Origin of the sequence: Brevibacterium linens, assembly GCF_003999335.1 — a bacterium.
Lineage (GTDB): Bacteria > Actinomycetota > Actinomycetes > Actinomycetales > Brevibacteriaceae > Brevibacterium > Brevibacterium linens.
Genome location: NZ_CP026734.1, coordinates 189,742 through 203,534, shown reverse-complemented (window position 1 = coordinate 203,534; position 13,793 = coordinate 189,742). Strand labels below are relative to the sequence as shown.

13 protein-coding genes are annotated in these 13,793 nt (G+C 65.1%); 5 read left to right on the top strand and 8 right to left on the bottom strand.

Going from position 1 to position 13,793, the window contains the following annotated elements; all coding sequences use genetic code 11:
- Nucleotides 1-5: 5 nt before the first annotated feature.
- Both CXR29_RS00915 and CXR29_RS00910 read right to left on the bottom strand, forming a co-directional pair.
- Nucleotides 6-1,040 carry a universal stress protein gene (locus CXR29_RS00915; RefSeq protein ID WP_241241533.1) on the bottom strand — a complete coding sequence of 345 codons (1,035 nt, stop codon included), beginning with the start codon at nt 1,038-1,040 and terminating at the stop codon, nt 6-8.
- Nucleotides 1,037-2,497: an APC family permease gene (locus CXR29_RS00910; protein ID WP_127363600.1), complete on the bottom strand. Its 1,461-nt coding sequence runs from the start codon at nt 2,495-2,497 to the stop codon at nt 1,037-1,039. The genes CXR29_RS00915 and CXR29_RS00910 overlap by 4 nt, the downstream gene beginning before the upstream one ends.
- 318 nt (nt 2,498-2,815) lie before the next feature.
- Here CXR29_RS00910 and CXR29_RS00905 point away from each other — a divergent pair, with 318 nt between their 5' ends.
- The 3 genes from CXR29_RS00905 (at nt 2,816) to CXR29_RS00895 (ending at nt 5,200) form a co-directional block, all read left to right on the top strand.
- Entirely contained in the window at nt 2,816-3,277 is a 462-nt protein-coding gene (locus CXR29_RS00905) for an ArsR/SmtB family transcription factor (RefSeq protein ID WP_478280050.1), read from the top strand.
- 92 nt (nt 3,278-3,369) lie between these two features.
- A complete protein-coding gene (locus CXR29_RS00900) occupies nt 3,370-4,671 on the top strand; it encodes an ISL3 family transposase (protein ID WP_009881950.1) in 1,302 nt (433 codons plus the stop codon).
- A 37-nt stretch (nt 4,672-4,708) separates the two neighbouring features.
- On the top strand, nt 4,709-5,200 hold the full coding sequence (locus tag CXR29_RS00895; protein WP_101596283.1) for an SRPBCC family protein: 492 nt from the start codon (nt 4,709-4,711) through the stop codon (nt 5,198-5,200).
- 61 nt (nt 5,201-5,261) lie between these two features.
- Here CXR29_RS00895 and CXR29_RS00890 read toward each other — a convergent pair whose 3' ends face one another.
- Together CXR29_RS00890 and CXR29_RS00885 are read right to left on the bottom strand one after the other, a co-directional pair.
- Nucleotides 5,262-5,945, bottom strand: coding sequence for a GntR family transcriptional regulator (locus CXR29_RS00890; RefSeq protein WP_127363598.1), 684 nt, complete (start codon nt 5,943-5,945; stop codon nt 5,262-5,264).
- Nucleotides 5,946-5,947: 2 nt separating this feature from the next.
- Nucleotides 5,948-7,753 (bottom strand): gamma-glutamyltransferase family protein, encoded by a 1,806-nt coding sequence (locus CXR29_RS00885; protein WP_127363597.1) that lies wholly within the window; start codon nt 7,751-7,753, stop codon nt 5,948-5,950.
- Nucleotides 7,754-7,956: 203 nt separating this feature from the next.
- On the opposite strand from CXR29_RS00885, the gene CXR29_RS00880 reads away from it, so the two are divergent.
- Nucleotides 7,957-8,655, top strand: a complete 699-nt coding sequence (locus CXR29_RS00880; protein ID WP_127363596.1) for a YoaK family protein — start codon at nt 7,957-7,959, stop codon at nt 8,653-8,655.
- Nucleotides 8,656-8,718: 63 nt separating this feature from the next.
- Nucleotides 8,719-9,672 (top strand): PCC domain-containing protein, encoded by a 954-nt coding sequence (locus CXR29_RS00875; RefSeq protein WP_127363595.1) that lies wholly within the window; start codon nt 8,719-8,721, stop codon nt 9,670-9,672.
- Nucleotides 9,673-9,792: 120 nt separating this feature from the next.
- Here CXR29_RS00875 and CXR29_RS00870 read toward each other — a convergent pair whose 3' ends face one another.
- The 4 genes from CXR29_RS00870 to CXR29_RS00855 all read right to left on the bottom strand — a co-directional run bounded on the left by CXR29_RS00870 (nt 9,793) and on the right by CXR29_RS00855 (nt 13,790).
- On the bottom strand, nt 9,793-10,560 hold the full coding sequence (locus CXR29_RS00870) for an SDR family NAD(P)-dependent oxidoreductase (RefSeq protein ID WP_101555500.1): 768 nt from the start codon (nt 10,558-10,560) through the stop codon (nt 9,793-9,795).
- 116 nt (nt 10,561-10,676) lie between these two features.
- Nucleotides 10,677-12,197 carry a TRAP transporter large permease gene (locus tag CXR29_RS00865; RefSeq protein WP_101596292.1) on the bottom strand — a complete coding sequence of 507 codons (1,521 nt, stop codon included), beginning with the start codon at nt 12,195-12,197 and terminating at the stop codon, nt 10,677-10,679.
- A complete protein-coding gene (locus CXR29_RS00860) occupies nt 12,194-12,748 on the bottom strand; it encodes a TRAP transporter small permease (RefSeq protein WP_127363594.1) in 555 nt (184 codons plus the stop codon). Before CXR29_RS00860 ends, CXR29_RS00865 begins: the two co-directional genes overlap by 4 nt.
- A 1-nt stretch (nt 12,749) precedes the next feature.
- Nucleotides 12,750-13,790, bottom strand: a complete 1,041-nt coding sequence (locus CXR29_RS00855; RefSeq protein ID WP_241241532.1) for a DctP family TRAP transporter solute-binding subunit — start codon at nt 13,788-13,790, stop codon at nt 12,750-12,752.
- Nucleotides 13,791-13,793 lie beyond the last annotated feature (3 nt).

Genomic DNA, 13,793 nt, shown 5'->3' with positions numbered 1-13,793 from the left:
CTCTACTAGCTCCAGGCCACAACGTTGTGAGCTGCCGACAGGCTAGCGAGACTGCCAGCGTTGATTTGGAATTGCTCAAGCATTGGACACCCGCGGGCGTCGAAGCGCCCACCGAGTTCGACCGTCACACGGCCTGCTGGCGGATGTAATCGGCCTTCGCACGGCGGGGCACGACGACGATCGACCGGAGAGTTCTGCAGAATCCGCATCGCGTGGCTGCCCAGAGACACTCGCTTGAGCGCACCCAGCCCGGAGGATCCGAGCATCATCACTTCCGGATGCTTCCACTCGACAGCCCTGAGGGCCGCGGCCCAATCGGCGCCCGTTCCCACGACGACGTCCGTCTCACCAGGTTTGATGTGCAGCTGCTCGATCGAACACAGGATCTTGTCCGTGTCGCGCTGGACGGTCTTCGTCCACTCGTCGATGACGCGCGACTCCATATCGAAGGGCACGTTCGCCGAGGCGACCACGCGCGAACGCGGTGCGAACGAGGCAATGCGGAAGGCCACGTCCGACTCCGCCGAGACCATCGCCGCACCGAGAATGAGATCCGCCGAGGTGGACGACCCCGAATACGCGGCCGTGATCCGTTCCAGCCGCGCCCCCGCGGGCGCCTGGAATCCAGCCGGAGCCAGGGCCACCGGCAGCCGTGCACTGTGCAGCAGACCGTTCGACACCGACCCGAGCGCGATCTTGCCCGACTCCCCCTCTGCCGACGGGCCGACGACAAGTCGATAGGCATCGGTCCTCTCACACATCTCGAGCAGACCGCGCCGCGACGACCGAGCAGAGTGGAGGACGCATTCGGACTCGATATCGCTGGGAATGAGCGCACGCGCTTCGTCGAGGGCCGCCTCGGCGACGGTGCGGAATCTCTTCTCATACTGGCTCTCGAAGTGCACCGGTGCTATCGGGAACGCGGCGGAATCGACAGCGGTCGCGACGATCCGGCGCCGATAGGTGCGGGCGAGGACGATACCCAGCTCGACTGCGGCGCGGTTGTCCTGACCTGGGGCAAGACCGACGACAATGCTCATTTGGATCCTCCTGTGGAGTCCGTTCCAGCGGAATCAGGATTGGTGAGCCCCGCCTCGGCGAGCTGTTTGCCGAGGACTGAGGACTTACGGCCGAAGATGAAGTACAAGCCCAGGATAAAGGCGGTCCAGATGACGAAGACGACGATCGTGATGACCTGCAGGCTCGAGATGATCCAGAAGCAGCCGATGATCGAGAGCACCGGCAGGATGGGATAGAACGGGACCTTGAAGCCGCGTTCGAGGTTGGGTTCGCGCACGCGGAGGATGATCACGGCCAGGGACACGACGACGAAGGCGACGAGGGTGCCGATCAAGGTCATCTCGGCGAGGAAGTTCAGCGGGATGAAGCCGGCGAGGACTGCGATGACGACGGTGACGACGATCGTGCCCTTGACCGGGGTGAGCGTGCGGGGATTGACGTCGCGGAAGAGCTTGGGCATCATGCCGTCGCCGGCCATCGTGAACAGGATTCGGGACTGGCCGTAGATGGAGACCAGGGTGACGGAGAAGATCGAGATCACCGCACCGGCGGCGACGATCGTGCCGGGCCACTGCGAGCCGACGATGTTCTCGAGAATGGCCGACAGGCCGGCGGTCTGACCGTCGAATTCCTCCCACGGCTGGGCGGACAGGGCGGCGACGGCGACGAGGACGTAGACGGAGGTGACGATGATGAGTGCGGCGATGAGGGCTCGGGGCATCGTCTTCTTCGGGTTCTTCGTCTCATCGCCGGCGGTGGCGACGGCGTCCATGCCGACGTAGCTGAAGAAGATCAGGCCCGATCCGGCGACGACTCCGGAGATGCCGAAGGGCGCGAAGTCAGCGAAGTTGTTCGAGTCCCAGCCGGTGACGCCGACGCAGATGAAGAAGATGAGGACGCCGACCTTGAGGCAGACCATGATCGCATTGACGACGATGGACTCGCCGGTGCCGCGGACCAGCAGGAAGCAGCACATCGCGAGCAGCAGGATCGCCGGGAGGTTGACGATGCCGCCTTCCTCGGGCGCGTAGGCCAGGGCGTGCGGAATCTCGAATCCGAAGAGGTTGAACAGCAGCTGGTTGACGTACTGCGACCAGCCGACCGCGACGGCAGCTCCCGCGACGCCGTATTCGAGGAGGAGGCACGCGGCCACACCCATTGCCGGCAGCTCCCCGAGGGTCGCATACGCATAGGAATAGGAGGACCCGGACACAGGGACGGAGCCGGCGAGCTCGGCGTAGCAGATGACCGCGAGCCCGGCGACAACACCGGCGATGACGAATGACCAGATCACTGCCGGTCCAGCCACGGGCACGGATTCGGAGAGGATGAAGAAGATACCTGTGCCGATCGTCGATCCGACGCCGACCATCGTCAGCGAGAAGAGGCCGATCGTGCGCTTGAGGTCGGTCTCGGGGTCTTCCTTCTGCCGCGGAACCGGTTTGATCCGGAACAGCTGCTGCCGCAGTGTGGGCATGGTCAACTCCTGACATCATTGTCGGTTCGGTATACCACGTCGCTTCGACTGTACTTCAGGTTCGCAGCTCCGGCGGCGTCGACAAGGTGAAATCGTGGGCCGGGGCGGTTGGGCCCGCAGACCTGCGGTTTGTGCGGATCATGCTGCTCGCGACTCCCTCCCCGCATTTGCTACCCGACGGCGGCTGAGCAACTTGGCGCGAGGTTGCTCAGCCGCCGTCGGGTAGTCCTGAAGCGAAGCGGACGAGCCATCCGAACTTTATTCAACCAAACAGTTGACTACCATGCGCAGCCAGGTCTACGCTTCTAATCAACCGAAATGTTGAATATCAGTTTCGACAGCGCTGCACGGGAGGCTCACGTGGCCGATCAATTGTCCAAGGTCTTCGCCGCCCTGGCCGATCCGACGAGACGAGACATGGTGGCCAGGCTCAGCGTCGCCGATGCGACAGTGAACGAACTCGCCGAACCCTATGAGGTGAGCGTGCAGGCCGTATCGAAACATCTCAAGGTGCTCGAGGACTCCGGACTGGTCTCCCGCACCCGTGACGCCCAACGCAGACCGGTCCACCTCGAAGACAATGTGTTCGATCTGATGACGAAATGGATCGGAAGATACAAGCAGCAGGCAGAGGAACGCTACCAGCGCCTCGACGCCGTCCTCGAAGCGATGAACGCGGACGAGGCAACGGACGATTCGGACCCGAGCGCCGCCTCGGCGAAGGGATCCGAAGACTCAGCACCGCACTCAACTGACAGAAAATCGGCTCTTCGCAGTTGAGGGTGTAGAACCGGTGCGCGTCGCTACACAGAAATAGGTCGAGGCCTTTCGAAGATGGAAGTTCCTACACAAACCATCCGAAAGACCTCGACGTGCACCACCTTACGTTCTCCACCCCTGACCTCACCACGTTCTGCCACCTCGACACACTCGGCCTGCACTGCACGGGCCAACACGTCACCGATTCAGAAACAGTTCTCCTGTGCACCCCAACCACTGACGATGAGTGGTGCCACCGATGCGGCGGACATGGCCGGCCCCGCGATACTGTGACCCGGAAATTGGCTCACGAACCCTTCGGGCACCGTCCCACCACCCTGCTCATCCGACTCCGTCGCTACAAGTGCGAACTCTGTGGGCGCGTGTGGCGCCATGACACCGACCAAGCAGCCCCAGCCAGGGCCAAGATCTCGCGCACCGGACTCGCATGGGCTTTGAAAGCACTCGTTGTCGATCACGCCACGATCTCCGTCATCGCGGCCAAGCTCGCTGTATCCTGGCACACCGCTAATGACGCGATCCTGGCCGAAGGACATCGGGCTCTCATCGACGATCCTTCCCGGTTCGATAACGTGAGCGTCATCGGCGTCGACGAACATGTCTGGCGGCACACCAGACGGGGTGACAAGTACGTGACCGTGATCATCGATCTCACCCCGATCCGCGATCAGACAGGACCAGCGAGATTGCTGGACATGGTTGAGGGACGATCGAAGGCCGTGTTCAAATCGTGGCTGGCCCGGCAGTCGAAGGCCTTCCGCGATGGAATCGAGGTCGTGGCGATGGATGGGTTCACCGGGTTCAAGACGGCTGCTGTCGAAGAGCTGCCGGCCGCGGTGGAAGTGATGGATCCCTTCCATGTCGTCAAGCTCGCCGGGGACAGTCTGGACGAGGTCCGCAGGCGTGTTCAGCAGGAAACGACCGGGCACCGCGGGAAGAAGGGCGACCCGTTGTATCAGGCCCGGCGGACTCTGCACACCGGGTGTCAGTTACTCACCGAGCGGCAGCAGCAACGGATCGTCGCTCTCTTTGCTGATGAGAATCATGCTGATGTGGAGGTGACCTGGAGCGTGTTCCAAGACATCATCACCGCCTACCGCAACCCGGACCGAACCGCGGGGAAGAAGTCGCTGCAGTCGATCATCGACTCCATCTCGTCCGGGGTGCCTGCTGGTCTTGTTGAGCTGCGCCGGCTGGGGCGGACGTTGAAGAAGCGGGCTATGGATGTGTTGGCGTATTTCGATCGGCCGGGGACGTCGAACGGTCCGACGGAAGCATTGAACGGCAGGCTGGAACACCTACGTGGATCGGCGCTGGGGTTCCGGAACCTCACCCACTACATCGCCCGAAGCTTGCTCGAGACGGGAGGATTCAGACCCCGATTACACCCCTAACTGCGAAGAGCCAGAAAATCACGCAAAGGAGCATGACATGACCACCACAGACACCGCAGCCGACTATTCGACTCTCAAGCTCGACGTCCCCGAGGGCGTGCAGACCGTGTCGATCACCCGCGACTTCGCCGCCACGCCGGACAAGGTGTTCCGGGCCCACATCGATCCCGAGCTCTTCGTCAAGTGGTGCGGTCCGGACTCGATCACGAACACGATCCGCGAATGGAATCCGAGAACGGGCGGGAACTGGAGCTACGTCTCGACCGATGATCGCGGCGAGTACGCGTTCTTCGGTTCGTTCCACGAGGTACGGGAGAACGAGCGCATCGTCCAGACCTTCACCTTCGAAGGTTTTCCGGACGCGGTCAACCTCGAGATCCTCACGCTCACCGACCTCGGCGACGGACGGACCAGGCTGACGTCGACCTCGATCTTCGACTCGGTCGAATCCCGCGACGGTATGGTCGCCTCGGGCATGGAGCACGGCATCGTCGAGGGCTACAACAAACTCGACCGCCTCCTCGCCTAATTGCTACGTGACGGCGGCGCAGCAACCTGGCGCCAGGTTGCTCAGCCGCCGTCGGGTAGTTCTAGCGGGAAGGATCGGACATCGTGGCGAAGTAGGAATCGCGGCTGCGGCGCACGTGCCGGGCCATGGCCTCGGCGGCCCGGTCGACCTGTCCGGCGTCGATGGCGGCGATGATCTCGCGATGCTCCGGCCACGCCTGCGGCCCCCGGCGCATGAGGTTGAGCGAGTACAGCCACTCGATCTTGCCCGAGATCTGACGCAGCAGGCTGACGAACGACAGACTCCCACTGAGCTCAGCGATCGCGAAATGGAATCGCATGTTCAGCACCGCGAGATCCTCAAATCGCTCCTGATCGATGACGGCGTCACCGGCCTCGAGGATCTCATTGATCTCTGCGCGGATCCCCGACCACCGCACATCGTGCTCGCCGCTGGCACTGAGCCCGGCCGCCCGGCGGGCAGCGCGTTTCGCCGTCGCCGCCTCGAGCACGATGCGGATCTCGAACAGGTCCTCGGCATCGTCGGCCGGCGAGGGCGCGACGACCGAACCACTGTACTTCCGCGACTCGACGAGCCCGTCGGCCTCGAGCGCACGCAGCGCCTCCCGGATCGGAATCCGCGAGACCTCGTATCGTTCGGCCAGGGCGACCTCCCGCAGCTTGGCCCCGGGTTCGAGCCTGCCCTTGATGATGTCGGTGCGGATCTGCGCGGCGACATCGTGCTGCCCATCGTGTGCATCAGCCATGGTCACCGGCCCGCTGCATAACCCTGCGCCCCACGCGGATTCGCTCCGGCGCTCAGCCGCCCGGTCGCCGGATCCCGGGTCACGCACGACAGCCGCCCGAGCTCCCACTCCCCCGCCCTGGTCACGTCGTGACCGCGGGCAATGAGTCCGTTGATGACATCCTCGCCGAGGCGGTCCTCGACGACCGCTCCGCCCGGAACCCACGTGCGCGGCCAGAACGACCCCGCCAACGATGTCGTGTGCAGAGCGGGGGCATCGATGGCCTCCTGCGCGTCGTACCCGCCGACGAGCATGCGCAGGATGAGCAGCAGCTGCCACTGTTCCTGCTGATCACCGCCGGGGGAGCCGAGGGCGAGAACCGGCTGCCCGTCCTTCGAGATCAGCGTCGGCGTCAGTGTCGTGCGCGGCCTCTTCCCCGGCCGCAGGGCCGAGGGGGCCGCCTCGTCGAGCCACATCATCTGCAGCCGGGTGCCGAGGCAGAATCCGAGTTCGGGAACGGTCGGGGAGGACTGCAGCCAGCCTCCAGACGGGGTCGCCGAGATCATATTGCCCCACCGGTCGACGACGTCGAGGTGGCAGGTGTCGCCGTTGTTGACGCCGTTCTTCTGCACGGTCGGCTCCCCGATGCCCGCCTTGATAAGCGCCTCCTTGTCCGCGCCTTCGGGAATGAGCGGAGTGGCGAAGGCGGGAGCGGAGCCGTCCCGCCCGGAACCGGGTCGGAATTCGCGGGATGCTTCCTCGGTGATGAGTTCTCGCCGGTCCGCCGCATAGTCCTCGCTGAGCAGCCAGTCGAGGTCGACGTCGGCATCGCCGTAGTACGTGTCACGGTCAGCCATGGCCAGCTTGAGCGCTTCGAGGATCGTGTGCGCTCCGCTTTCGGTCGACGGGTCGAGGCGCTCATCGTTGAACCCTTCGAGGATCTTCAGCGTCTGCAGAAGCGCCGGACCCTGACCCCAGGCACCGATCTTCGCGATCTCATACCCGCGGAAGTCGATGGTGACGGGATCTTCGAAGCCGGCAGAGAAGCCCGCAATGTCCTCCAGCGTCATCACCCCGGCGTGGTCGCCTCCGGTCGAGTGCCGGTGTGCGGTGGAGATGAAGTCGGCGATCGCCTGCGCGACGAACCCGGACGTCCACTCCTGTCGGGCTGCGCTGATCCGCTCCTCTCGCGAGCCGAGGCCGTTGCCGGCGGCGATGAGCCTGCGCAGCACATCGGCGTAGGTGTGGTTGAACACCAGCTCGCCGGCTTCGGGAACTCGACCTTCGGGCATCCACTGTGCGACCGAGGTCGGCCAGTGCTCAGTGAAGAGTTGGCTGACCTTCGCGATCGTCCCGGCTGCTCGGGCGAGGATCGGATGCCCGTTGTCGGCGTAGTCGATGGCGAAGTCGAGGACGTCGGCGAGGTCCCACGTCCCGTGGTGTTCGAGCAGACTGAGCCAGGCGTCGACGGCTCCGGGCACCGCTGCCGCGAGCGCCCCGGCGCCGGGAACCATGTCGAGGCCCTCGCTGCGGTAGTGCTCGATCGTCGCCGCGGCCGGAGCCGGTCCTTGGCCCATCATCACCTGCGGGTGGGCAGGCTCTGCGGCGGTGGCGAAGATTCCGGTCATGTCACCGCCGGGCCCGTTGAGGTGGGGTTCGACGATGTGGAGGACGAAGGCGCCGGCGACGGCGGCGTCGAAGGCGTTCCCGCCGCGCTCGAGCACCGCCTGCGATGTTGCTGTGGCCAACCAGTGCGTCGATGCCGCCATCCCGAAGTGGCCTTCGAGGGTGGGCCGCGTGGTGAATGCCGGCGGCGGGGTGAAAGTCATGGGCGAAGTCCTTCGGCAGTGGTCAGCTGGTCATCATTCGGCAGGCAAGCCTCGAGCGGTCGATACCGACGATACCCGGACAATCCCGAACCGCCCCTCGATTGCATGCCACCAGTCACCTGATTACAGTTTTGTATACAAATTACACCTTATGGCGACATTCCGGCACCGCTGCCGGCTGCTTTCGCCCCGAAAGGACCCTCATGACTCGTCGTCTCGACCTGGCCATGCTGCTGCTGACCTTCTCGACCGGCATGGTCGACGCCATCGGCTACCTCGGCTTCGACAAGGTTTTCACCGGCAACATGACCGGCAACGTCGTCATCCTCGGCATGGGTCTGGCCGGCGCCGGCGGCGTCCCCGTCCTCCGTCCCGCCCTCGCACTCGTGTTCTTCATGATCGGCGCGGCACTGTCCGGGCGCATCCTCGGCGACATCGGCGAGAATTGGCACCATCGGACGACCGTGATCTTCTCGGCCGTCGCCGTCGGCTGTGCCGCATTGTCCGTCTACGTCGCGGTCGTTCCCGACCCCGAGATCGGGCTGGCCGGCACGATCTTCACCTCCGCCCTGTCCGCGCTCATGGGCGCGCAGGCCGCGGCCGCACGGAAGATGAAGATCGCCGACGTCACCACCGTGGTCGTGACCTCGACGATCGTCGGCCTCGCCGCCGACTCGAGCCTGGCCGGCGGTGACAATGTCCGCTGGATCCGCCGGGCACTGGCCGTCGTCCTCATCCTCATCGGCGCTCTGGCCGGTGCCGCCACGCTCATGCTCAATCAGTGGATCGGCATCGCCCTCGTCGCCGTCATGATCGCCGCCGCAGCCGTGATCGGCCACCTCGCTGAGAAGAAGAGACGAACCCGCGCCGAGGCGGCCGCCGCCGTAACCTCGAACGCCTGAGTTCACGTTCCACGACATGGATTCTCGGCGACATCGACGCTGGCCGCCGACGATAATCGAGCCATGAGCAATGGAGCCGAGACGACAGACCTGCCGCAGCCGACCTTCCCACTCAAGGCGCCGGGAACGACGGTCATCCACGCGGGACAGCGACAGAGTCCCCGCATCGTCTCCGTCCCGACCCGCTGCACTGAGCACCTCCTCGAACTGCTGGAGGGCGCTGACGTCTTCGCCGCCCTCGAGCAGTCGCTGACCGATTTCGCCGTTCCCGGCATCATGGCAGAGTTCGTGTCCGGGGACTTCGGACACATCGACTACGTCCACCCCGCCTACGGTCCCGACGCAGAGCACCCGATGTCCTTCACCGAGGCATTCAGCGTCGATGTCCCCACCCGACTGCGTCATGCATCGGCCACCATCGGCGTCCGTGGCGGCTCTCCGTTCAGCCACGTGCACGCATCGTGGACCGGTCCCGACAACGAAGCCAGAGGCGGGCATCTGCTGCCGGGCACTCTGGCAGGGCCGGCCGGACTGACGATCCGACTCTTCGCCCTCCACGACGCGCGGCTGATCAGCGACGTCGATCCCGAGACCGGGTTCTCCGCGTTCGCGCCGATCCCTGCCGGCAGTTGCCCGACGGAATCGGTGCGCCCCCTCGGCGAGGCGGTCGAAGACTCGGCCTTCCCCGATGCCGTCGTCTCCCGGATCCGTCCCGGTGAGATCCTCGACGAGGCGGTCCTCGCCGTCTGCCGGACCGCCGGCTTCGACTCCGCCGAGGTGGTCGCGAGTCTCGGCAGCACCACCGGAGCCGTGTTCACAGGCGGCAGTGCCCCATGGCCGGCTGTCGAGTTCACCCATCTGAGCGGCGCCGTGACCGGAGCGCAGAACACAACTCCACAGATCACCCTCTCCGGCGAAGTCGTCGACGTCGCCGGAGAGGTCAGCTTCGGCACCCTCGAATCCGGAGCCAACCCGGTGGCGGTGACCTTCGAACTCTTCGTCCGCCGCACCGACTGACCGCGCACGTCGCCCAACCGGACAGATCCGCCGACGCAACGATCCCCGCACCATCCTGAGAATGCTGCGGGGATCGTCTGCTCGCGACCGACCGCTCCAGCGACCGACAATGTCAGCGACTCACGACATCACGGCCCCGCCGTCGACGCGGAGGATCTGTCCCGTCGTGAATGCAGCACCGTCGGTGGCGAGGTAGGCGACCGCCTCGGCGATCTCATCCGGCTGACCCATGCGGTCGAGCGCCTGACCCGAGGTGTCATAGGTCTGCCCGACGGTGAGCGCGGATTCGACCGGTCCCGGCGCCACCGAATTGCAGCGGATGCCCCGGCGTCCGTACTCCTTGGCCACCCATTTCGTCAGGGCGATGATCCCGCCCTTGCTCGCCGCATACGCCGGACCCGAGCGGGCACCGGCCTCCCCGTCGGAGACCGCTCCCCCGTTGATGCCCGAGATCGACGAGATGTTGATGATCGACCCGCTCCCGGCCTCCCACATGTGCGGGTGGACGGCGGCCTTGATGAAGTTGAACGTCCCACCGAGGTTGGTCTCGATATCACGCTGCCACTGTTCGACGGTGATCTCATCGATGCCGATGCGCGCGGCCGTGCCCGCATTGTTGACGAGGATATCGAGACCCCCGAAGGTCGACACGAACGACCCCACCGCGGCCGTCACCTCGTCGGCGTCGCGGACATCGAGTGAGAACGCCGCGAATCGCTGATCCGGGTACTCCGAAGCCAGCCCGGCCGCGGCCTCCTCCGCACCCTTGAGGTCGACGATCCCGACCGAGGCGCCCCGCCTGGCCAGTGCGGTGGCGATGGCCAGGCCGATGCCCTGCGCGGCACCGGTGACCAGGGCCGTCTTGTTCGTGAGCAGATACGGTTCCATGATTCTCCTTCGACAGAGGTGAGTGAGACGTGAGATTCCCGGCCCGACCGAATGGCCGGGCCCACCAGCCGAGGCCGACTCCCGCAGGCACCGACCCCGACAGCGGGCAGCCCGAACTACCCGACCCCGAGCAGGTCGGGCAGCCAGTTCGAGATCGCCGGGATGTAGGTGATGAGCAGCAGAGCGATGATCGCGCAGATGAGGAACGGCATGATTCCGCGCGCGACCTCCTCGAGTCTGATCTTCCCGATGCCCGCGCCCACATACAGGTTGAGCCCGACCGGCGGGGTGAACAGACCGATGGCGAGGTTGACGGTCATGAACACACCGATCGTCGTCATGTCCACGCCCACGCCGATGAGGATCGGCACGAGGATCGGGACGAACAGGTAGAACGCGCTGATCGCGTCGACGAAGGCCCCGACGATGAGCAAAATGATCGTGATCGCCGCGAGGATGAGGTACTTGTTGTCCGTCACTCCCAGCACCGCCGTCGAGATCCGGTCGGCCACCCCCTCGACGGTGATGACATAGGAGAAGAGGCTGGCCACGCCGACGATGAACATGATGACCGCGGTCGAGACCCCGGACTCGAGGAACACCTTCGGCATGTCCTTCCAGCTCAGCTCCCGGTAGACGAACACCCCGACGACGAGCGCGTACACGGATGCGACGGCTCCCGCCTCGGTGGGGGTGAAGATTCCGCCGTAGATCCCGCCGAGGATGATCACCGGGATGAGCAGCCCGGGAATGGCCTTGACCAGCGCGGACATGAACTCGCCGAACCCGCCGTCGTGATGGTCCGTGACCGTCGGATCGACGGTTCCGACGCCCGATCCGGTGGATCCGGAACTCGCCGAGGCGGCCTTCCCGTTCGTCGTCAGCAGCTGAGTCTTCCCCGCTGCCGCAGAATCGCCTGCCACAGACGCACCCGAACCGCCGTTGCCGGCGGAATCAGAACCCGCCGCAGTCGACGTCGACCCGGCCCCCGCCTCGGCGCCGGTCGTGGCCCTCACCGGCAGACCGGCGAGCTCACGCACCCGCGGGACGAACAGTGCGGCGATGAAGAATGCGAGCGCCATGATGATGCCGGGCACGATGCCGGCGATGAACAGCCGGGAGATCGAGATCTTGCCGAACTCGGCGGCGACGACGGCGAAGATGATGAACGCGATCGACGGGGGCACGACGATGCCCATCGACCCGGAGGCCGCGACGAGGGAGACCGCATGCTTCTTCTGGTATCCGTGACGCACGAGCGCGGGGATGAGGATCGCACCGATCGCGGCCACGGTGGCCGGCCCCGATCCGGAGATCGCGGAGAAGAAGAACGCGGAGATGATCGTCACCGCGGCCAGGCCGTGGCGCAGGCGTCCGAAGATGAGGAACGCGAGGTCGACGAGCCGCTGCGAGATGCCGGTGTACTGCATGACGATGCCGGCGAGGATGAAGAACGGGATCGCCAGCAGCGTGCCCGAACTCATCGACGGGAACATCACCGAGGGCACGACGTCGAGGACCTGGAAGCCGTCGGTGGTCACGAGAGTGACGACGGCGGACAGGCCGAGGGCGAAGGCGACGGGGATCCCGAGGCCGAGGAAGAGGAAGAAGCTGCCGAAGAGCAGAAGCGCGATCATTTCCGACCTCCCTTGACATCTGACGAGAATTCGGACGAGTCGACGGTCGGGGTCGCCTCACCGGCGAGCCTGTCGACGACCGCCTCGGCGGAGGTGTCCTCACCCAGAGCCGTCCGCAGGGCCTGGATGCTGCGGATGATTCCGAGCAGACCGGCCAACGGGATGGACAGGGTGAACAGCCACTGCGGGATGCCCAGCGACGGGGTCGCCCGGCCGCGCAGACCCTGCGCGATCGTCATCTCCCCACCCCAGATGAGGAGGACGGCGAGGAAGACGACGATGAGTCCGGTGCCGGTGAAGAGCAGTCCGCGGCGGGTCCCTGCCTTCGCATTCTCGACGAGGTAGGTGAACCCGAGATGCGCGCCGAGGCGGATCCCGACGACGGCTCCCATCATCGTGAGCACGACGAGGAGGTTGATGGTGATCTCCTCCGAGAAGGCCAGCGAGGCCTTGAAGATGTAGCGGGAGAGGACGTTGACGAAGGTGACGATCACAATCACCATGAACGAGGCGATGATGACCCAGTCCTCGAAGAATCTGATGACTCTCATCTCACAGTCCTTTCGGGATGAACGCCTGGGCCATGTCCGGTCCCCAGACCTTGCGGTATTCGCTGTAGATCGGACCCAGCTTCGCGCGGAAGGCGTCCTTCTCCTCGTCGCTGAGTTCGTTGACCTCCATACCGGATTCCTTGAGTTTGTCGATGAGCTCGGACTCACCGTCCCGGTTCTTCTTGATCTGGAACGCGTTCGCATCACCGGCCAGTCGGGTCACGAGCTTCTGATCCTCGGGCGTCAGGGAGTCGAAGAGATCCTTGTTGACGCCGAGGATGAGCGGGTCGTAGGAGTAGTTCCACAGCGTCAGGTACGGCTGGACCTCCTGCAGGTTCGCCGAGTAGATGACGTCGATCGGGTTCTCCTGCCCATCGATGGCACCCTGTTGCAGCGCGGTGAAGACCTCGCTGAAGGGCATCGTCGTCAGGTTCGCGCCGATCTGCCGGTAGAGGTCGGTGTACATGCCGAAACCGGGGATGCGGAACTTCATGCCCCGCATGTCCTCGGGAGTGTGGATGGGCCGGTGCGAGTTCGTCAGCTGCCGCATCCCGGACTCGCCGAAGCCGAGCAGGTGTACGCCGCGTTCGGCGAGGTAGTCCTTGTACACCTGCCCGCCGGCACCGGCGAGCGCCTCCTGTCCGTCCTCGACGGAGTCGAAGACGAAGGGCGCGGTGACGGCGCCGAAGCGCGGGTCGACGCCGGCGTAGATGATCGGCGAGTTGTAGGAGAAGTCCTTCGCACCGTCCATGAGCTGTTCGACCCCGGCGGTGGGTTCGCCGGCGGAGAGTCGTTCGCTCGTGAAGATCTTCATCGTGATCCGGCCGTCGGTCTCGTCCTCGAGGTCCTTCGCCAGCTTCTGTGCCGCGAGGTACCACGTGCTCGTCGAGCCCGTCGTCACCGTCATCTTCCAGCGGTAGCGCTGCTTGCCGTCGTCGGTGGTGCCGAAGTTCGTTCCGCACCCCGCCAGCAGCAGGGCGCACACCATCAGTACGGCGGACCAGACGAGCATCGTCCTCGTCGTCCGTGTTCTCGGCACCATTGC